19 protein-coding genes are annotated in these 19,277 nt (G+C 56.9%); 15 read left to right on the forward strand and 4 right to left on the reverse strand.

The window, feature by feature from the left end:
- Positions 1-2 precede the first annotated feature (2 nt).
- From ACZ5A6_RS24905 to mcpU, 4 genes are all read left to right on the forward strand, one after another.
- Entirely contained in the window at positions 3-776 is a 774-nt protein-coding gene (locus ACZ5A6_RS24905) for an amino acid ABC transporter ATP-binding protein (protein ID WP_112403145.1), read from the forward strand.
- Between the two features lie 64 nt (positions 777-840).
- Positions 841-1,194: a RidA family protein gene (locus tag ACZ5A6_RS24910; protein WP_112403143.1), complete on the forward strand. Its 354-nt coding sequence runs from the start codon at positions 841-843 to the stop codon at positions 1,192-1,194.
- 6 nt (positions 1,195-1,200) lie between these two features.
- Positions 1,201-2,442 carry an NAD(P)/FAD-dependent oxidoreductase gene (locus ACZ5A6_RS24915; protein WP_112403142.1) on the forward strand — a complete coding sequence of 414 codons (1,242 nt, stop codon included), beginning with the start codon at positions 1,201-1,203 and terminating at the stop codon, positions 2,440-2,442.
- Between the two features lie 164 nt (positions 2,443-2,606).
- Positions 2,607-4,694: a methyl-accepting chemotaxis protein McpU gene (mcpU, locus tag ACZ5A6_RS24920; protein WP_112403140.1), complete on the forward strand. Its 2,088-nt coding sequence runs from the start codon at positions 2,607-2,609 to the stop codon at positions 4,692-4,694.
- Between the two features lie 554 nt (positions 4,695-5,248).
- On the opposite strand, the gene ACZ5A6_RS24925 is transcribed toward mcpU, so the two are convergent.
- Entirely contained in the window at positions 5,249-6,001 is a 753-nt protein-coding gene (locus tag ACZ5A6_RS24925; protein ID WP_112403136.1) for an IS6 family transposase, read from the reverse strand.
- Between the two features lie 249 nt (positions 6,002-6,250).
- Between ACZ5A6_RS24925 and ACZ5A6_RS24930 the strand changes: the two genes are divergently transcribed.
- From ACZ5A6_RS24930 to ACZ5A6_RS24960, 7 genes are all read left to right on the forward strand, one after another.
- Positions 6,251-7,288 (forward strand): substrate-binding domain-containing protein, encoded by a 1,038-nt coding sequence (locus ACZ5A6_RS24930; protein WP_464111586.1) that lies wholly within the window; start codon positions 6,251-6,253, stop codon positions 7,286-7,288.
- 22 nt (positions 7,289-7,310) lie between these two features.
- Positions 7,311-8,549 (forward strand): ABC transporter permease subunit, encoded by a 1,239-nt coding sequence (locus tag ACZ5A6_RS24935; protein ID WP_112403134.1) that lies wholly within the window; start codon positions 7,311-7,313, stop codon positions 8,547-8,549.
- Positions 8,546-9,307: an ATP-binding cassette domain-containing protein gene (locus ACZ5A6_RS24940; RefSeq protein ID WP_065659035.1), complete on the forward strand. Its 762-nt coding sequence runs from the start codon at positions 8,546-8,548 to the stop codon at positions 9,305-9,307. The genes ACZ5A6_RS24935 and ACZ5A6_RS24940 overlap by 4 nt, the downstream gene beginning before the upstream one ends.
- A 29-nt stretch (positions 9,308-9,336) precedes the next feature.
- Positions 9,337-10,107, forward strand: a complete 771-nt coding sequence (locus tag ACZ5A6_RS24945; RefSeq protein WP_111800553.1) for an SDR family NAD(P)-dependent oxidoreductase — start codon at positions 9,337-9,339, stop codon at positions 10,105-10,107.
- Positions 10,108-10,317: 210 nt separating this feature from the next.
- The gene (locus ACZ5A6_RS24950) at positions 10,318-11,403 is read left to right on the forward strand and encodes an ROK family protein (protein WP_162714266.1); all 1,086 of its coding nucleotides are present in this window, start codon (positions 10,318-10,320) and stop codon (positions 11,401-11,403) included.
- An 85-nt stretch (positions 11,404-11,488) separates the two neighbouring features.
- Positions 11,489-11,923: an RbsD/FucU family protein gene (locus ACZ5A6_RS24955; protein WP_112403130.1), complete on the forward strand. Its 435-nt coding sequence runs from the start codon at positions 11,489-11,491 to the stop codon at positions 11,921-11,923.
- Entirely contained in the window at positions 11,910-12,626 is a 717-nt protein-coding gene (locus tag ACZ5A6_RS24960; protein WP_464111587.1) for an HAD-IA family hydrolase, read from the forward strand. The genes ACZ5A6_RS24955 and ACZ5A6_RS24960 overlap by 14 nt, the downstream gene beginning before the upstream one ends.
- Here the strand turns inward: ACZ5A6_RS24960 and ACZ5A6_RS24965 are convergent.
- Genes ACZ5A6_RS24965 through ACZ5A6_RS24975 form a run of 3 tightly spaced genes read right to left on the reverse strand, consistent with a single transcriptional unit; the run spans position 12,616 to position 14,892 of the window.
- A complete protein-coding gene (locus ACZ5A6_RS24965) occupies positions 12,616-13,833 on the reverse strand; it encodes an ROK family transcriptional regulator (protein ID WP_112403128.1) in 1,218 nt (405 codons plus the stop codon). The genes ACZ5A6_RS24960 and ACZ5A6_RS24965 overlap by 11 nt on opposite strands.
- 23 nt (positions 13,834-13,856) lie before the next feature.
- Complete coding sequence (locus ACZ5A6_RS24970) at positions 13,857-14,555, reverse strand: LrgB family protein (RefSeq protein WP_112403126.1); 699 nt, start codon at positions 14,553-14,555, stop codon at positions 13,857-13,859.
- Positions 14,548-14,892 carry a CidA/LrgA family protein gene (locus ACZ5A6_RS24975; protein ID WP_174007425.1) on the reverse strand — a complete coding sequence of 115 codons (345 nt, stop codon included), beginning with the start codon at positions 14,890-14,892 and terminating at the stop codon, positions 14,548-14,550. Before ACZ5A6_RS24975 ends, ACZ5A6_RS24970 begins: the two co-directional genes overlap by 8 nt.
- Before the next feature lie 151 nt (positions 14,893-15,043).
- On the opposite strand from ACZ5A6_RS24975, the gene ACZ5A6_RS24980 reads away from it, so the two are divergent.
- From ACZ5A6_RS24980 to ACZ5A6_RS24995, 4 genes are all read left to right on the forward strand, one after another.
- The gene (locus ACZ5A6_RS24980; RefSeq protein WP_112403167.1) at positions 15,044-16,297 is read left to right on the forward strand and encodes an ABC transporter substrate-binding protein; all 1,254 of its coding nucleotides are present in this window, start codon (positions 15,044-15,046) and stop codon (positions 16,295-16,297) included.
- A 106-nt stretch (positions 16,298-16,403) separates the two neighbouring features.
- Positions 16,404-17,285, forward strand: coding sequence for a carbohydrate ABC transporter permease (locus tag ACZ5A6_RS24985; protein ID WP_236735805.1), 882 nt, complete (start codon positions 16,404-16,406; stop codon positions 17,283-17,285).
- Complete coding sequence (locus ACZ5A6_RS24990) at positions 17,269-18,183, forward strand: carbohydrate ABC transporter permease (protein ID WP_112403122.1); 915 nt, start codon at positions 17,269-17,271, stop codon at positions 18,181-18,183. Before ACZ5A6_RS24985 ends, ACZ5A6_RS24990 begins: the two co-directional genes overlap by 17 nt.
- A gap of 5 nt (positions 18,184-18,188) precedes the next feature.
- Positions 18,189-19,274, forward strand: a complete 1,086-nt coding sequence (locus ACZ5A6_RS24995) for an ABC transporter ATP-binding protein (RefSeq protein WP_065659043.1) — start codon at positions 18,189-18,191, stop codon at positions 19,272-19,274.
- Positions 19,275-19,277 lie beyond the last annotated feature (3 nt).

Here is a 19,277-nt window from a genome sequence, read left to right on the forward strand (position 1 = left end):
TTATGTCCATGTCTTCTGCTAACCTTTTGAAGGTCTCAAAAAGCTTCGGCACCTTTAGGGCGCTGCATGAAGTCTCGCTTCATGTTCCGCCCGGCAAGGTGACCTGCCTTATCGGTCCATCCGGATCGGGCAAATCCACGTTGCTCCGCTGTATCAATTTTCTGGAGCAATATGACTCCGGTGAAGTGCGTATCGATGGCGAACTGATAGGCTATGACAGCCCCGGTGGTCCTAAAATGTCCACTGCGAGACTGCGCGAAATGCGCCGCAAGATCGGAATGGTCTTCCAGCAATTCAATCTGTGGCCCCACATGACGGCGCTGCAGAATGTTGCGGAACCGCTTGTGCAAGTGCGTGGCCTGTCCGCTCGCGAGGCGAAGGAAAAGGCCATGGAGGCCCTGACCAAGGTCGGTCTCTCAGACAAAGGTGAGAACTATCCGAGCCGCCTGTCGGGCGGACAGCAGCAGCGGGTGGCAATCGCACGCGCCATTGCAATCCAGCCTCGGCTGATGCTGTTTGATGAGCCTACATCCGCGCTTGACCCTGAACTCATCGGTGAAGTTCTGCAGGTGATGAAGACACTTGCAGCGGAAGGTATGACCATGGTTGTCGTCACCCATGAAATGGGTTTCGCCTCGCATGTCGCCGATCAGGTGGCCTTCATGGTCTCAGGAAAAATGGTTGCCACCGGAAGTCCGTCCGAGATTTTCAGAAACCCTTCGGACCCTCGTCTGGAAGCGTTCCTTCACAGCTATCATGAACGTAATGACATCTGAACGCGGTTCGAAGTCACCGCAACGGCAGATTTCGTGAAGACATAGACAAGAAAGACAAATCAGAATGACAACATCAACACTGCCATTTTCGCCGCTCCGCCGTGTCGGCAATACGGTCTATCTGTCGGGAGAGCTTGGCTTTGACGCGTCAGGCCAGATCGGCGGCGATATTGTCCAGCAAACAGAGACCACCCTGAACCGGATAGAAACCACGCTTGCCAACATTGGCCTATCGCGCCGGGATATCGTTTCTTGCGCCTGCTATCTGGTTCACAAACATGATTTTGCAGGCTTCAACCAGGCATACCGGACATTTTTCGCAGAAGGTGAACTACCGACAAGAACCACGATCGTCACTGATCTGGTGCTTGATGCACTGATCGAAATTACGGTTATCGCCCAGGCGCAGGAATTGTGATCGCACATGACTGACTTTATCGTTCTCGGCGCGGGCATAGTTGGCGTGACGACCGCGTTGGCTTTGCAGGAATGCGGGCATCACGTCACAGTTGTAGACCGTAATCTCTCAGCAAGTGAGGCCAGCTACGGGAACGCAGGAATTATCCAGGTTGAAGCCACAGAACCTTACGGCTTTCCACGCGATCCCTTGAGCCTGATCCGTCTGGCCTTCGGGCTGGATAACTCCGTAAACTACCAGTTGGCTGCTCTTCCCGCTGCTGCCGGTTCGCTGGCAGGGTATTTTCTGAACTCGGCACCTCGTCGGCATCGGGAGATTTCATCTGTCTACCGCACCATCATCGAACCCTCCGGCATAACCCACGATCAACTCATCCAGGCGTCCGGAGCCGAGGCGCTCATCAGACGCACAGGATACATCCAGATGCATCGGGGTGCGTCAGCGTTCGACAAGGACGCACGGAACGCAGAGCGTTTAACGAGCGAGTATGGAATACAGACCACAATCCTCGACAACGCAGACTTGCGGAAAGAAGAACCCGTGCTGCAACGGGATTTCGCCGGAGCTATTCATTGGCGTGCAAGCCGCAGTTGCGTCGACCCTGCGGCGTTGGTGCGGGCTTATGCCGATCTCTTTCAGAGCCGGGGCGGTAGCCTCGTACAGGGAGATGCCACAACGCTCGTCTCATCGGGGGCAGGCTGGCAGGTGACGTTGAACGATGGCGGTATGGCGAGCGGCGAGCAGGTTGTGGTAGCTCTCGGAAGCTGGTCGCCAAACTTGTTGCGCCGCTTCGGGCATGTCTTCCCGATGATATACAAGCGCGGTTATCACCGTCATTATGATGCTCCTTCTCTCCCCACCCGTCCGCTTTTCGATGTGGCAGCGGCGGTTCTGTATTGCCCCATGAGGCAGGGCCTGCGGCTGACAACGGGTGCGGAAATTGCGCGTTTTCCGAATGCACCCAAAACCTCGAAGCAATTGGAACGGGGTGAGAAGTCGGCACGTGAAGTGCTGGATCTGGGAAGCCCGGTCGAACATGAACCCTGGGCGGGCTGGAGACCCTGCATGCCTGACATGTTGCCCGTCATTGGCAAGTTGCATGGCACAGACGGCATCTGGTGCAACTTTGGCCATGGTCATCACGGCTTCACACTCGGGCCGTCCACGGCACAGGTCTTGGTGGGCGAGATATCCGGCAAGCCTTCGAACATACTTTCTTCAAGATTTTCTCCGGCGCGCTTTCATTAAGCGCGTCTCTCACTGCCTTTGATAATACCGCCTGTTTTAGAAGTGACTATGCAGAAGCCGCATGATGCGTGTGGATTACGACGCCCCTGAGGGCATGTCCCGTTATCTTACCGGCAATGACCGGGCGCTGCTTTACTCGCTGCCGCGCATCTGAAGGGCTTTCCATGTCTCGTAAATCAAATCTAATGACACGCATATTGGTTGCCGCCTCGCTTGTCGTTGTGGCGGCTTTTGCCGGTTTCTCTATCTACATTGATAGTTTGCAATACAGCGCAACAACGCGCGCAGTGGAGAGCAATATCCAGTCCTCTGGCAAGCAGGCTGCCCACAGCATCGCCAACTGGCTGAACGGCCGCGTCATTCTCACAGAATTTGTGGCTGCAGCAATCGCCAAGGCACCCGATCAGGCCGCCATGGAGGCCGCGCTGTTCAATGACAGGCTTCTGAAGGAATTCAGATCGACTGCTTTCGGCGATGAAAATGGCCGCTTTACCAACTGGCCCGTAACCCCGATGCCCGACGGCTATGATCCGCGCAAGCGTCCATGGTACCAGACCACGGCAAAAGCCGACACGACCGTGCTGACGGAGCCTTACATCGACGCCGCGACCGGCGATCTGGTTGTCAGCGTTGCCGTTCCTGTCAAACGCGATGGCAAGCTGGCTGGCATGGCCGCAACAGATGTTACTCTGACCACACTGATTGAAATCATCAACTCCATCAATGTCGGTGATGGGAGCTTTGCTTTTCTTGTCAACAAAAGCGGCCAGATCCTTATTCACCCAGATGCGGCACTTGCAAACAAACCAATGAGCAGCATGCTGCCATTTGAGGAACCGGTTGTCTCGCAAGATGTGATCGTTACCGAAATGGTAGGAAAACGTGCGCTGGTAAGTTTTGTGCCAGTCAGCGGCCTGCCGAGCGTCGAATGGTATATCGGCTTTGTTGTCGATGCCGACACGGCCTATGCGTCTATCAACCATTTCCGTGTTGCCGCTACACTTGCGACCGTGCTGGCCGTGGCAGCAATGATTGCCTTCCTGACGTTTCTTCTTGGTCGTCTGGTCATCAATCCAGTCACCCAGATGACTGCTGCGATGGAAGAGCTGGCTCTGGGCAAGCTCGATGTGGCCATCCCCGGTGAGCAGCGTACCGATCAGATCGGCTCAATGGCTGCTGCAGTGGCGGTATTCCGCACCAATGCACAGGAACGTCTCCGTCTTGAGGGTGCTGCGGAACATACCCGTTCGCTTTCGGAGCAGGAACGCTGGGAGCGAGAGGCGACAGCCGCCCGTGATGCTACCACCACGCAGCATGCAGTTGATGCTCTTGCTGAGGGATTGATGCAACTTTCGCACGGCAACCTCCAGCACCGCATTGTCACACCATTCGTTGACCATCTTGACCGCCTCCGCACCGACTTCAACGACTCTATTGCCAACCTCAACCGCACGCTGGTCGCGGTAGGCGAAAATGCCAAGGCAATCGATTCAGGGGCCAATGAAATTCGCAATGCCGCAGACGATCTTGCCCACCGCACCGAACAGCAAGCGGCCTCTGTGGAGGAAACAGCAGCGGCACTTGAACAGATCACCATCACCGTGCGTGATTCCGCACAGCGAGCCGAGGAGGTCGGCAGGCTGGTGGACCGCGCCCGTGGCAATGCCGAAAATTCGGGCAACGTGGTCCGCCAGGCTGTAAACGCCATGGAAGGGATCGAGAAATCGTCAAGCGAAATCGAGAACATCATTGGTGTGATTGACGATATCGCTTTCCAGACCAACCTGCTGGCGCTCAATGCCGGTGTGGAAGCGGCGCGCGCTGGTGAAGCAGGTAAAGGTTTTGCGGTGGTGGCACAGGAAGTGCGTGAACTTGCCCAGCGTTCTGCAAATGCGGCACGAGAAATCAAGACGCTAATAAATACGTCTGGCACTCAGGTTCAGTCCGGCGTGGCACTTGTCGGCCAAACTGGTCGTGCATTGGAGACTATAGTCACCCAGGTGCAAGAAATTAACACCCATGTCCGTGCGATAGTGACAGCCACCCGCGAGCAATCGACGGGTCTTAACGAGATCAATACTGCAATCAACACGATGGATCAGAACACACAGCAGAATGCAGCCATGGTGGAAGAGCAAACTGCTGCCAGCCATGGTTTGGCAACGGAAGCGGGTGCACTCAAAACTTTGCTAAATCGATTTTGTTTGGAAGATATCGCGGTTGCGGAAAAACCATGGAGTGATGCCGCCTGAGTGACCAAGGCACTGTCAACGGGCAGACAAAGGGTATCAGATGGAGGGCGTGCTTTTGGAGCATGGGAAAAAGAGTCGGCATTCCCAGTCTCTATCCATGTGATTTCGGGTGGTAATTCTGTGAAGTGCGGGTCACCGGGGTAGGTTTGTCCTGGTGGTCTGCCAATAGAGGTGTCGCTTCTTGAAGTTTGACTTATGAGCACAAGGACATTGAAATGACAAGGCAGAAGACATTGGCACGAATCTTCGTCCGGTTGTCGTGCTGAATGCGCAGGGCAAATCAATGGCGGAAGCGATCGGTTCGGTAGGCGTAACGCGAAGTGACGGGGCCGAAGGCATCTTCGCGGCAGACAGTCATTGTTTCGTTCACGAGACGAAAGGGTCGGGCGGCAACGATTTCCTACCCATTCGCGCCCTTTGCGTGGGCGTCCTTTATATGCATGCGTATCCTTTCGCGCTGACAGGGAGAAACGATCGGCCCTAGGCAAGTGTTGAAGAGGGCCTGTTGCAAACTTTCAGTGATGTCAGCATGACCGCAAAAGCGGGGCCTACCTTCAAGCTTTGTTAACCTTTTGAAGTCCGAAGAGGCGCGCGAGCAGATCGTTCTGATCGTTGACGGTCCAATCGCCACTGAAGCCGAAGCCCTTTCTCAGCCAGAGCATCGCTTCGAAACCGGCAATTGTTCGACGCGCCGTGCTGAAAGATTGGAAGCCGCCGATCTTCGGCATGTTCTTCTTCACTCGGAAGTGATCGCTCTCAATGCCTTGCTGGAGGTACTTGGTGACATAGTGGACCGGATTTGGATGCAACAGACCATCGTCGATGGCCGTCTTGATCGTCGAGGGGAAGGTATTGGCGCCATCCGTGCCGATCTTTGTCGGCGAGAGGAGTGGCTCGTCCTTGAGCATTTTGCGGAAGAAGCGCTTGGCCGCGTCGATGTCGCGTTTTGCGGTGAGCAGGAAGTCGATCGGGCTTCCGTGCTTGTCGATGGCGCGGTATAGATAGCGCCACTTGCCGCGGATCTTGACGTAGGTTTCGTCAATGCGGATCGAGCCACTGTGCGGGCGCCGAAACTGGCGCAGCCGCTTCTCGATGAGTCGTGCATAGGCAAGGACCCAGCGGTTGATCGTGCTGTGGTCTACTTCGAAGCCGCGCTCTTGGAACATCTCCTCAAGGTCTCGGTAGCTGAGCGGGTAGCGCAGATACCACGTGACTGCCTGCACGATCAGCCATGCCTCGAAATGCCGCCCTTTGAAATCACCCTTCGACTGGCGCTTCAGCTTCTCGGCAATGGCATTCAGAATCATTGTTATGCTCCACTACATTGGGAGCGGAAATTTCTCCGGTAATCGTCAACACGCGGTTAACCAAGAAAATTGCGACAGGGCCTCCTTGCTGCTGGCGGGGCAAATGCTTGTTACCGCCGGCGAAACCTCAACAACAACCCAATTGACTCTAATATGTATCTGCTTTAAACAAATACAAATAGCACGACGGGAGGTCTTGCTAAAGCGTGCGGCGGGAGACCGCGCGGCTTTTTCAAAGGGAGGAACAGAATGCTGAAGTTTTCGCATATGCTCGCCGGTGCCATCACCGCTGTTGCGCTGATGACGAATGTGGCTGCCGCTCAGGACACGGTGGGTGTGAGCTGGCGTTATTTCCAGGACGAACGCTGGAAGATCGATGAAGCCGCGATAAAATCCGTTCTCGACAAGGCCGGTGTTTCCTATGTCGGCATCGACGCGCAGGGCGATCCCCAGAAGCAGGCCGCCGACATCGAGAGCCTGATTGCGCGCGGCGTCAAAGTCCTCGTCGTCGTCGCTCAGGATGCCAAGGCAATCATTCCCGTTATCGATGAAGCCAAGCGCAGCAACATTGCCGTGATCGCATACGATGCGCCGATCGACACCGGCGATGTCCTTTACACGAGTTTCGACAACGTGGCGGTCGGCCGCGTTATGGGGGAAGCCCTGCTGAAGGCGGTGCCGAAAGGCAATTATGTCTCGATGGATGGAGATCCGGCCCAGACGATCCAGCAGGTTTTCAAGAGCGGGCAGATGCAGGCAATCCAGCCGGCGATCGACAGGGGTGACATCAAGGTCGTCGCCCAGCAAAATGTCGAGCAGTGGAAGCCCGACTTGGCACAAGCGCTTATGGAGCAGGTACTGACCGCAAACGATAACAAGGTCGATGCGGTGCTCGCCATGAACGACAGCATCGCCAACGGCGTGGCGGCAGCACTCGCCAGCCAGGATCTTCTGGGCAAGGTCGCCATTTCCGGGCAGGACGGCGACAAAAACGTCCTCAATCGCATCGCCAAAGGCGAGCAGACGATGACCGTCTGGAAGGACGCGAACGCGCTTGGACTGGTCGCCGCAAAGGTCGCCGTCGAAATTATCAAGGGCACGAAAATTGACGCAGTGGCAGGGGCAAAGCCTGGCACAACATCCACCGGCGCCTTGCAGCCCGCGATCATCCTCGATCCAATCGCCATCACGCGCGAGAATCTCGACCTCGTTGTGAAGGCTGGGTGGATCTCGAGAGACGTGCTTTGCAAAGGCGTGACGAAAAACCCGCCAAAAGTCTGCGAATAAGCAGTCCCAGCTGGAGTTTGTCATGACATCTATTCTCCAACCTGCGTCCAGTTCAACGAAGCTTCTCCCCCGACTGCTACAAGCGGTCGGGGGAGGTGCCCGCGACACTCGCCTTGTGGCGATGGTGATCGTCCTCGCCTTGATCTGGCTTTGCGCCAATACCCTTACCAACGGCGTATTCCTATCGCCTCGAAACTTGTTCAATCTCTCGCTGCAGGTTTCCGTCGTGGCGATCATGGCATCGGGCATGATTCTCGTGATTGTTACGCGCCATATCGATCTGTCGGTCGGATCTCAGGTCGGCTTTCTCGGGGTTCTCGGTGGTCTCGTACAGAGCAACTGGCTTCCCGACAGCATGCAGGCCTGGTGGATCTCCTGCCTTGTCATGCTGGCGGCTGGCATGATCATCGGTTTGCTCCAAGGCGCCCTTGTCGCCTATGCGCGAATACCGTCATTTGTCGTGACCCTGGGTGGCCTGCTTTTCTTGCGCAATGCCGCATACGAGTTGAATGACGGCACAACGATCGCCCCACTGAACGCGACATTTCAGATTTTCGGCGGCGGTCAGAATGGCGTTCTCGGAGCCACGTTGAGCTGGGCCGCCGCCGCCGCAGTCAGCGCTTATATTGTCTTCAATCTCGTGCGCAAATATCAGCGGAAGAAGTCGCTTGGCATTCAGAACCCGTCGACGGCACTCGACGTTGTCTCGGCGGCTCTCTGGTGCATCTGCGCATTCGGTCTTGTCGCGGTCATGAACAGCTACAAGCGACCGGGAACGACAGAGTCTATGGGATTGGCCGTGCCTGTGCTCATTCTGATTGCAGTGACGACGCTGATGACAATTATCGCCAAACGACACAGGTTCGGACGTCATGTCTTTGCAGTCGGGGGCGATCCGCTGAGCGCCCGGTTAACGGGCATCAATACCCAGCGCGTGGTCCTCAAGGTCTTCGTGTTGATGGGGTTCCTTTCCGGTTTGGCCTCCATCGTGCTGACGGCCCGATTGAATGCCGCTGCAAGCGGAGCGGGCACGATGATGGAACTTTACGTCATTGCCGCCGCCGTAATTGGTGGGACGTCGCTTGCAGGTGGAGCGGGGACGATCCTCGGCGGCTGCGTCGGCGCCCTGATCATGCAGAGCCTTCAAAGCGCAATGGTTCTCATGGGCATCGCAAGCCCGTTGCAGAGCATGGTGCTCGCCGCGGTTCTCGTGCTTGCCGTCTGGATTGATACAATGTGGCGCGAAAGGAGACCATCATGACAACCCCACTGCTCGAAGCCCGCAACGTCAACAAGGCCTTTGGCGGCGTTCACGCGGTGGAAAATGTCAGTGTGTCGCTCTTGCCTGGCGAAGTCGTCGCTCTGCTCGGCCACAACGGTGCTGGCAAATCGACCTTCATCAAGATGCTTTCAGGGGTTTTCCCCGCAGACAGCGGCGAGATCCTCATCGATGGCAAGACCGTCGATATCCGCTCGCCGCATGACGCGCAGGAACTCGGTATCGAGACAATCCATCAGACACTGGCGCTTGCCGACAATCTCGACGCGATCTCCAACCTTTTCCTCGGACGCGAACAGACGGACCGCTTCGGCTTCTTGGACACCGAGGCGATGGAGCATGGCGCCCGACAGACGATCGAGCGCATGCGGCTGAGGATTCCTTCTCTGACGTCGTCTGTCAGGTCGATGTCCGGAGGGCAGCGTCAAGCTGTTGCCATCGCGCGAGCCCTTCATTTCAATGCGCGAATCCTCATTATGGACGAACCGACGGCAGCTCTGGGTCCTGAGGAGACAAAAAATGTCGGCCTACTGATCCAGGAGCTCAAAAAGCAGGGTCTGGGTATCTTTCTCATCAGTCATGACATGCACGATGTCTTTGCGCTGTCTGACAGGATCACCGTCATGAAGTCAGGTCGAGTTGTAGGCTCCTACGCTACAAGCGAGCTGACACAGGACGACGCCCTGGAAATGATCATCCTCGGCCGCAAGCCCGCCCGACTTGCCGCCGCGATGGCATAAGGCCCACCAACCCCGGAATGGATAGAAACATGACAGTCAAAGCACCAAATTTCAGTCTCGATGGAAAAGTGGCGCTGGTCACCGGCGCGGCCCGCGGGATCGGTCGCGCCTGTGCGCTCGCCTGCGCGGCGGCCGGCGCCGATGTCGTCATCGGCGTCCGCAACGTAGAGGCGGTTGCCGACCTGGTGGCCGAACTGAAAACAACTGGTCGGCGCATTCTCGCAGTTACAATGGATATCTCAGACAGCGGCCAGATTTTGGACGCCGTTGCTGAGGCAGTTGCCGCATTCGGAAAAATCGACGTGCTGGTGAACAATGTCGGCGTCGCCCCGGGCAATCTTGCGGAACTCGTTGAGGAGAAGGACCTTGACCAAATTCTCGACGTAAACATCAAAGGCACGTTTCTTGTCACGCAGGCCGTCGCCCGTCATATGATTGGGCAGAAAAGCGGCCGGATCATCAACATCAGTTCGCAGGCCGGGACGGTGACACTTCGCGGTGAAGCGCTTTATTGCATGAGCAAGGCAGCAATCAACCATTTGAGCCGGTGCCTGGCCGCGGAATGGGCGCATTACGGCATCACGGTCAATACCGTCGCACCGACCTTCATCTGGACGGATTCGACCCGGCCGGTCCTCGCTGACCCTGATTTCTACGCTCGGACGGTGGGCCATATTCCGCTGGGGCGGATCGGCGATACCGATGATGTCGTCGGCGCTGTTGTCTATCTCGCATCTCCTGCTGCATCTCTTGTCACAGGCGCCAATCTGTTGGTTGACGGTGGATGGTCGATCGCATGAATGGGACGTCTATCCTAACCTTTGCTTGCACGCGGGCATCTGCTACTGCCTCTACGGATACTTTCGGCAACGATTCGAGTGCTTTGCCGATGCCCGAAAACAGCTCCTGACCGACACATGTTGTCTCTAGGAGGAACATTGACGACGAACAGTGTCTTAAGACACATGAATGCTGTGCGGTGCCTTCGCGTCTTGCGTAGAGACGTCCCTTTGTCGCGCGCGGATATTGCACGCGAACTGAACGTGACGCGGGCGACCGTCGGCAACTCGATAAAACAGCTGCTGTCAGAAAATCTGGTTATCGACCTCAATGAGAGCGCTGAAGCCAACGGTGCCGGGCGTCCAGGCGCGCTCGTGTCGCTGAACCCGGCCGGCGCCTACTTTATCGGACTTGATATTTCCTCGGCTGAAATCAACGCCGTTTTGATCGACTTCTCGATGCATGTAGTCGCAAAGCGGATCGTGTCGATCGCCGACCGTTATGATGACCCGAAGCGAGTCATTGAGCTGCTCGCGACCTTGCCCAAGGAATTGATCGACATATCGAAGGTACAGGCATCGCGCGTGCGCGGCGTTTGTATCTCCGCTCCAGGCATCGTGCGTGAAGGCCGTATAATTTCTGCGCCGTGGCTGAGTTGGCGTGATGTCGACGTCATGTCGGCGATGTCGGATGCGATGCAATCCTCACTGAAGGTCCAAATTTGCAACGACGCGGTTGCTCTTGCGAGTGCCGTAGCGGCCGACGCATCGGAAAACGACCTGAGCGACGTGCTTCTGCTATTGCTCGCGCAGGGCATCGGCAGTGCCCATCTCCGTCAGGGCCGCGTCGTCGAGGGTGCCCACGGACTGGGTGGCGAAGTCGGACATATGGTCATGGGCGGACAGCCTGGAATGGCGGGGACACACACTTTCGAAATTTTGGCCGGTTATCAGAAGTTTCTTCCCTTCATCGAACACGATGTCCCGATTCCGGAAGGGTTGGCCAAACTTGTGACGCTGGAAGGATCCTCGGTTCTCGATGAGGCACTCAACGAATGGGCCTTGGCGCTGGCGACCGGTTTCCTGAATCTCATTCATATCCTTGATCCGAAAGCGATCGTGCTGGGGGGGCCCCTTGCCGTCCTCTATCCGCGTGTATCGAAGCGCGTCGAGATCCTGCTTTCCGAAAACCTCGTCCACGGGTTTAACGTACCGCCAATATCGGTCGCCAGGTTCGGTGGTGACGGGGCCGCCATCGGCGCTGCCGCCCTTCTTCGCGAGAGCCTTTTCGACCTTCCTGAACTACCCACCGTTTAATTCCAGACCTAACACCAAACGAGTTTGACAGCCTATTTGTATTTGTATAATACAAAAGCAAATAGCCAACGAGTGGAGGAAACCAATGCTGAAGCAAATCGACCCAATTCTCTCGCCAGAACTTCTTTACGCTCTTCGATCGATGGGACATCGACACGATATTGCGATCGTTGATGCAAATTTCCCTTGCGATCCAGGCGACGACCGTCTCATTCGCCTCGATGGCATTTCTGGCCCAAGAGCGCTGGACGCCATCCTTAAGATCTTCCCACTGGAAGAGCAGGAACCGCATGTGGCTTGGCGGATGATCGCCGAAGGCGATGCCGCCAAGATCTTGCCGGTCTTCGAAGACTACAGCGCCGGCCTAGAGAAGACACAAGGTAAAGCAGTTGAACTGACTGCAGTGGAGCCAGACGAGTTTAAAGACCGCGTTCGCGCCGCCCACACCGTCGTGGTGACGGGAGAGAGGCGCTTCTACGGGAGCGTCATTCTCCGCAAGGGCGTCATTGCACCAGAGTGAGCTGGCGTCGAGCCGGAACTCAAACAAAGGCGGTAAAGCATTGCCCGATCTCTTCGCATCCACTTTCGATGCCTTCCTTTTCGATATGGATGGGACCATCCTCAACTCGATCGCGGCTGCCGAACGCGTCTGGGGAGCGTGGGCATGGAAGTTCGGATTAGATCCAGAGGTGTTCCTGCCGACAATCCACGGGCGAAGAGCCTCGGAAACAATTTCTTCTCTCGGCCTCCCGGATATTGATCCGGAGGCCGAGGCAGCAGTCATAACGCAAGCGGAAATTGATGAGATCAAGGGCGTTATCGCCATTGGCGGCGCGCAGCGGTTCTTAAGAAGCCTCCCATCCCACCGGTGGGCTGTCGTAACATCCGCTCCTGCTGCCCTGGCCAGAAGACGGATCGAGGCAGCCGGTCTGCCAATGCCCGCGACGATCGTGACATCCGAGGATGTGCGTCGGGGCAAACCGGCCCCGGATTGCTTTATTCTCGCCGCCGAGCGTCTTTCGGTTGATCCGACTCGTTGTCTTGTATTCGAGGATGCCGAGGTCGGTATTGCCGCCGCGACAGCGGCGGGTTGCCAGGTCGTCGTTATCACTGAGACGCACAAGCAGCGATTGACGGGAGTTCACAAGCAACTCGACAATTACGAGCGTATCAACGCGAAAATCGTCAACGGGGGCCTTAGCCTGCTACATCCTAATCGCTGACTTTTTCGCGTAGAGCTTCCGTTTTCGGACGGCCAAAAACGAGGCTCTCATCCACGGAAAACATCTGTTTGTGCAGCATTGACGCGCCGCCGATGGCGGGACCTTCGAGGCCGAGGGTCGAAAGTTTTATTTCAGGTATCGGATGCCCTTCAAGCAGGTTCCGGGCCACTTTTTCCAATGTCTCTTCCCGGCAAAGTTCGAAAAGTGCGGCGACCGGGCCGCCAAGCACAATCCGCGCGGGATTGAATATGCTCGTTAACGTTGCGACTCCACGGCCGAGATAAAATGACCAATCCCTGAGTGTCGAAAGAGCGGCCCTTTCCTGTTGTCTCGCTGCCTGGATGAATGCTTGAATGTCGCCTGCCGATCCCCCGTGAAAGCGGTAGCGCGCGAGGACGGCCTCCCGGCCAATGAAACTCTCAAACGACCCAGAAATCGTGGCCAGCTCAACGAAGCCTTCGTCACCAAGGATAATATGGCCAAGCTCGCCAGCGTAACCGTCCTGGCCGCGGAAAAGTTGACCGGAGTTCACGATCGCCCCGCCGACGCCGGCGTCGAGATAGATGTAGATCTCCGTATCGACGCTTTCATCTTTGGATTGGTAAATCTCGGCAATTGCGAATGCGTTGGCATCGTTCTCAGCGATCAGCAGCGGTATGTCGGGCAGTCGTTGTTGTAGTCTCTCGAGGATCGGTTCTTGGCGCCATCCCAGAATGGGCGCACGCAAAATCGTGCCATTCCGATCTATTACCCCTGGCGCGGTCAGACATAGGCCCCGGATGCGATAGTCCTTCCCAAGCGGTTCCCGGATACCCTCAACCACATCCACCAGCCGCTGCACCACGAGGTCCGGGCTTGCCTCCAGGAGGCTGAAATCCGACCTGGACTGCGCGATAACCGTCGCCTCCATATCGAGGGCGACGACGTTCATTCGCCCGACGCCGATATCAGCGCCTATGAACATCCCGTAGTTCGGATTAATCCGAACAAACGTGCCGGGCCGGCCCGTACCAGCGCTTTTATCATCCTGGGATTCATCTTCCACCAGCAACCCTTCATCCGTCAGGCTGGCAACGATACTGCTTGCCGTCGAGCGAACCATGCTGAGTTCTTTGGCGATATTCGCCCGGCTAATCCTGCCATGGCGAAACACAACATCCAGCGCCCTGACCTCGTTAATGTGCCTTACGGCGCGCGGCATGGACATTGGCAGTCTCCAGTCGAATAGAGTCACAAAAAGAGGTGTACAATCAAGGAAGTGACGATCGCATTCAAGCCCATGGCGAGGCCGGAAAAAAGCCCTGCCACCGGGTCAACCGAATAGGCGCGTGCCGTGCCAATACCGTGAGATGCAAGCCCTACAGCAAATCCTCTCGCACTGTAATCGCTGATCTTCATGGCGTTCATCAGTGGGGTCACGATGACGGAGCCGGTAATTCCGGCCAAAATAACGACGGCCGCGGTCAGGCCCGGATCGCCGTGCAAACCTGATGAAATTGCCATAGCGACTGCCGCGGTGACCGATTTTGGGGCGAGCGAAGCAATGACTGTCTGATCGAAGCCGAAGACATGGCCCAAATAGATCGTAGTGGTCACCGCCGTCAGGCTCCCGGCAAGCAGTGCCACGACCATCGGAATAAGATTGGCCCTAACCAGGTGAAGCTTTTCATAGAGTGGTATCCCGAGCGCCACTGTTGCTGGTCCGAGCAGAAAATGAATGAACTGCGCCCCGGCGAAATAGGTCTGGTAGGGAATGTGAAAGACAGCAAGAAGACATACGATTGCGGAAACCGAGAGCAAAACGGGATTGATGAGAGGATTGGCGGGAAGAAAGCTTTCGATCTTAAGCGCGCTTATCCACACTAGGAGCGTGACGGAAAGCCATAAGAGAGGGGAGGCTGCGAGATAGACCCACAATCCTTCATCCATTGCTTGTTCTCCCCACTAGCCGTTTGGTTGCCAGATATGTCCATACTGTGACGATAAGCGTCGCGGACGTGGAGACGACTATCGTTGCGAAAAGCAACAGACCTCTTTCAGCAATGAGGTCGAAATGTTGCACGATCCCCACGCCGGCAGGGACGAACAGTACCCCGAAACTTGCCAGCAGGGCTCGGGATGTGAGGACTGCCGATTCGGACAGCGTCACCCAAAACCGCTCTCGCGTTACGCCCAGCCCCGCAAATATCAGCGCCATTCCGATGACTGGGCCTGGTACGATGCCATGCAGATAATAGGCGATGGCCTCTCCAGCTAGCTGAAACATCAGCAGTATCGTAATCCCAACGACCATTGTTCGGCTCCACAACAAACTCGCTTGACTCATAAACTTGATTATGTTTGTTTTCAATCGAAACAAACGAAGGGAGTGTCGTTTGTTTGAAGCCGGCATGGGGCCGGTTGGTTGGGAGGATTACATGCGCCTATCTTTAAAAATGATGGCCTTGACGGCTGCCCTCAGTGCCTCGGTCAGCGGCCTTGCATTCGCGGCTGAAAGCGTCGAGGTGCTGCACTGGTGGACTTCCGGGGGCGAAGCGGCGGCAGTCGGGGTCTTAAAGGACGATTTGCAGAAAAAGGGTGTCAGCTGGCAGGATATGCCGGTCGCAGGCGGCGGTGGCGAAGCGGCAACGACCACCCTGAAAGCCCGGGTTGCCGCAGGCAATCCTCCCACAGCTGCTCAGCTGCTGGGCATGGCGGTCAACGAGTGGTCCGAACAGGGTCTACTCGGTGATTTGACCGCAGTCGCTCAAAAAGAGGGATGGGACAAGGTCGTTCCGGAGCAGATCAAGCAGTTCGCCGTCCATGACGGAAAGTGGCAGGCCGTGCCGGTCAACATCCATCGTCCGAACTGGCTGTGGATTAACGCCAAGATTTTCAAGGACAACGGTCTGGCGCCGCCGAAGACCTGGGACGAGTTCAACGCCGTTGCGGACAAGCTGAAGGCAAAAGGCATCACGCCTTTGGCGCATGGCGGACAGCCTTGGCAGGACGATACGATTTTTGATGACGTCGTTCTCGGGCTTGGCGGGCCGGACTTCTACAAGAAGGCCATCATCGAGCTCGACGAGACCGCGCTTGGTTCGGACACCATGCTCAATGTCTTCGACCAGATGCGTAAGATCCGCGGCTTTGTCGACCCGAATTTTTCCGGACGGGACTGGAACCTTGCGACGGGCATGGTGCTTAAGGGTGACGCAGCGATGCAGCTTATGGGTGACTGGGCCAAGGGCGAAATCGTCAAGGCTGGCATGACACCTGGCGTCGATATCCTTTGCGTCACCGCACCTGGCACCGAAGGTTCGTTCCTCTTCAATACCGACTTCCTCGCCATGTTCCCGGTCGGCGCCGACAAGGTCGACGCCCAGATCAAGCTTGCATCGAGCGTCATGTCACCCGCATTCCAGGAAGCCTTCAATCTCGTAAAGGGATCCATTCCGGCCCGTTCAGACGTGCCAGACGACAAGTTCGACGCCTGCGCCCAGAAGTCCATGGCCGACCTGAAGGCAGCAGAGAAGTCCGGCACTCTCATGGGGTCACTTGCCCACGGTCACGCGGAGCCCGCCTCCATCCAGCGCGCGATCTTTGACGTCGTGACCCAGCATTTCAACTCGGACATGTCGTCGAAGGATGCCGTGACCGCGCTGATCAACTCGATCAACGCTGCGAAATAATCAGCTCCTCCCTGCCCCTGCCGTCGAATGGCGGTGGGGGTATCCTGCAGCAAGGTTGTGTGCTCGGCCGATGCCGAACGCCAACCTGTCGATTCCGGGCCAGCAGATGTCCATTTCAAAACGCCTTGGCAAGGTCATGCCCGCAATCGTTCTATCGCCGTCGCTCGCGGTCGTCACGGTCTGCGTTTATGGCTTTATCGCCTATACGACACTTCTTTCCTTCACCGGATCCAAGATGTTTGCCAGCTTCACCTTCGTCGGTTGGCGCCAATATGGCCGGCTTTTCGAAAATCCGCGATGGATTACCGCCATAGAGAACATGGCAATCTTTGGTTGCCTTTACATTGTCGGCGCCACCTGCCTCGGGCTGTTCATCGCGATTCTGATCGACCAACGCATTCGATTCGAGGGCGTTTTCCGCGCCATCTTTCTTTACCCCATGGCGCTCTCCTTCGTCGTGACGGGGGTTATCTGGCAGTGGCTGCTCAATCCGGGTCTCGGCCTTGAGCACATGATGCGCGCGCTTGGCTGGACGTCCTTTACTTTCCAGTGGCTGATCGAGCCCGACCGCGCGATCTACACAATCGTCATTGCCGGCGTCTGGCAGGTGACCGGTTTCGTCATGGCGCTTTTCCTGGCGGGTCTTCGCGGCGTGGACACCGAAATCCTCCGCGCCGCACGCATAGACGGCGCGCCCATACACAAGGTCTACACGCGCATTATCATTCCAGCGCTTCGACCCGCGTTCCTGACCGTCTTCGTCATCGAGGCCCATCTTGCCATCAAGAGCTACGACCTTGTGGTGGCGCTGACAAAGGGTGGCCCCGGCGTGTCGACCGAACTGCCCTCGACCTTCATGTATTCGATGACGTTTACCCGCAATGAACTTGCGGTCGGTGCCGCCAGCGCAACCGTCATGCTCGTCACCCTGGCAAGCATCATCATTCCATATCTTTATTCGGAGCTGCGCCATGAGCCTACGACTTGACGCCGAAAGCGCCGCAATGCTGGCTTCGGGCGCTGATGTGAGAAGATTTTCGCGCATCCTTGGCCGCGTGTTCATCTACGGATGTCTGATCCTCCTGGCCGCCGTCTTTCTGGCGCCGCTTACCTCCATGCTTTTCACATCCCTGAAGAGCATGGATGAGATCCGAACCGGGAATATTCTCTCCTTTCCGCGAGCCATCACGTTCGAGGCCTGGAAGCACGTCTGGGGATCGGCATGTATCGGCGTTACCTGCGGGGGCCTGAAGGGCTATTTCGGCAATTCTTTCCTGATTGTCATACCGGCCACATTGCTATCGGTCGGCTTCGGGGCGCTGAACGGTTACATCTTCGCAAACTGGCGTTTTAGGGGTGACAATATCCTGTTCGGCCTCATCCTGTTCGGCTGTTTCATACCGCTGCAGATCGTTCTCATCCCGATGGCCGGGCTACTCGGGCAATTGAGGCTCGCCGGAACGATACCCGGGCTGGTTCTCGTCCATGTTGTCTACGGGATTTGCTTCACGACGATGTTCTTCAGAAACTATTTCGTGACTGTCCCAGTCGAGATTTTCAAGGCAGCGCGCATCGACGGCGCGGGCTTTTGGGCAGTGTTCTTCCGGATACTGCTGCCTATCTCATGGCCGATCGTGATGGTGTCCATCATCTGGCAGTTCACCGGCGTCTGGAATGACTTCCTGTTCGGGGTCTCGTTCGCAGCTGGCTCCGGCCAACCCGTCACGGTCGCCCTGAACAACCTGGTCAACACATCAACAGGCACCAAGGCCTACAACGAAGACATGGCCGCCGCGATGATCGCCGCGCTACCCACCATAATTATCTACGTGGCGGCAGGGCGGTATTTCCTTCGTGGTCTGATGGCCGGCGCAGTGAAGGGATAACGACGATGGCCAATCTGGCAATCAACCATATCAACAAAAGCTTCGGCAGTCTGACGGTTCTCAGGGACATCAATATTGCCATTGAAGACGGGGAATTCCTCGTCCTGGTCGGTCCTTCGGGATGCGGAAAATCGACACTCCTGTCCATCATTGCTGGACTGGACGAGCACACGTCGGGCTCCATCACCATTGATGGCAAGTCTGTCCAGGGACTTGAGCCGAAGGAGCGAGACATCGCAATGGTGTTTCAGTCATATGCGCTCTATCCGGCCATGACCGTCGAGCAAAACATCGGATTCTCGCTGGAAATGAGCAAGATGCCGAAGCCCGAAAGGCTGGAGCGCGTCGGCAAGGTTGCAGACCTGCTGCAAATTCGCCACCTACTCAAGCGGCGCCCGGGCCAACTCTCCGGCGGGCAGCGCCAGCGCGTCGCCATGGGACGGGCGCTGGTGCGCGAGCCGAAGATCTTTCTCTTCGACGAGCCGTTGTCGAACCTTGATGCAAAGCTGCGCGTCGAGATGCGCACCGAGATCAAGAAACTGCACCAGCGGCTCGGCGCCACCATCGTCTACGTCACGCACGATCAGATCGAGGCAATGACCATGGCGACCCGGATTGCGGTCATGAAAGACGGCATCCTCCAGCAGTTCGGGACGCCCGAAGACATCTACGACCGTCCCGCAAACGTTTTCGTCGCAACCTTCATGGGATCGCCGCCGATGAACTTGCTTCCGGCCGTGATTGCCACCGGCTCGCAGCGCCTTTCCATCCACGGCGCGGATGTGACATTGCCGGTCCCTGCTTCGCTCTTCGATAAGCCCCCGCAAGGCAAGGAGGTCCTATTAGGGCTGAGACCCGAATGGCTATCGCTGGCTGGAAATGAGGCCACGCCGTTTCCGACAATCGATGTCTACGTCGAAGTCGTCGAGCCGACCGGTCCTGATATCTTCGTGGCGTCGAAATTGGGTGAGCGCGACATCATGGCCCGGCTCCCCACGGGTTCCCAGATCCGCGTCGGTGAAAAGGCCCGCTTTTCCGTAGACCTCTCGAAAGCCGTTCTTTTCGACGCCGAAACTGGCGCCGCAATCTAACCG

Source organism: Agrobacterium sp. 6Ca8, from assembly GCF_055382765.1.

Coding starts and splice junctions, on each gene's coding strand:
- ACZ5A6_RS24910 (WP_112403143.1), top strand. CDS start 841: ATGACAACATCAACACTGCCATTTTCGCCGCTCCGCCGTGTCGGCAAT.
- ACZ5A6_RS24980 (WP_112403167.1), top strand. CDS start 15,044: ATGCGCCTATCTTTAAAAATGATGGCCTTGACGGCTGCCCTCAGTGCC.
- ACZ5A6_RS24940 (WP_065659035.1), top strand. CDS start 8,546: ATGACAACCCCACTGCTCGAAGCCCGCAACGTCAACAAGGCCTTTGGC.
- ACZ5A6_RS24985 (WP_236735805.1), top strand. CDS start 16,404: ATGTCCATTTCAAAACGCCTTGGCAAGGTCATGCCCGCAATCGTTCTA.
- mcpU (WP_112403140.1), top strand. CDS start 2,607: ATGTCTCGTAAATCAAATCTAATGACACGCATATTGGTTGCCGCCTCG.
- ACZ5A6_RS24930 (WP_464111586.1), top strand. CDS start 6,251: ATGCTGAAGTTTTCGCATATGCTCGCCGGTGCCATCACCGCTGTTGCG.
- ACZ5A6_RS24945 (WP_111800553.1), top strand. CDS start 9,337: ATGACAGTCAAAGCACCAAATTTCAGTCTCGATGGAAAAGTGGCGCTG.
- ACZ5A6_RS24975 (WP_174007425.1), bottom strand. CDS start 14,892: ATGTTTCAGCTAGCTGGAGAGGCCATCGCCTATTATCTGCATGGCATC.
- ACZ5A6_RS24995 (WP_065659043.1), top strand. CDS start 18,189: ATGGCCAATCTGGCAATCAACCATATCAACAAAAGCTTCGGCAGTCTG.
- ACZ5A6_RS24955 (WP_112403130.1), top strand. CDS start 11,489: ATGCTGAAGCAAATCGACCCAATTCTCTCGCCAGAACTTCTTTACGCT.
- ACZ5A6_RS24970 (WP_112403126.1), bottom strand. CDS start 14,555: ATGGATGAAGGATTGTGGGTCTATCTCGCAGCCTCCCCTCTCTTATGG.
- ACZ5A6_RS24965 (WP_112403128.1), bottom strand. CDS start 13,833: ATGTCCATGCCGCGCGCCGTAAGGCACATTAACGAGGTCAGGGCGCTG.
- ACZ5A6_RS24990 (WP_112403122.1), top strand. CDS start 17,269: ATGAGCCTACGACTTGACGCCGAAAGCGCCGCAATGCTGGCTTCGGGC.
- ACZ5A6_RS24905 (WP_112403145.1), top strand. CDS start 3: ATGTCCATGTCTTCTGCTAACCTTTTGAAGGTCTCAAAAAGCTTCGGC.
- ACZ5A6_RS24935 (WP_112403134.1), top strand. CDS start 7,311: ATGACATCTATTCTCCAACCTGCGTCCAGTTCAACGAAGCTTCTCCCC.
- ACZ5A6_RS24925 (WP_112403136.1), bottom strand. CDS start 6,001: ATGATTCTGAATGCCATTGCCGAGAAGCTGAAGCGCCAGTCGAAGGGT.
- ACZ5A6_RS24915 (WP_112403142.1), top strand. CDS start 1,201: ATGACTGACTTTATCGTTCTCGGCGCGGGCATAGTTGGCGTGACGACC.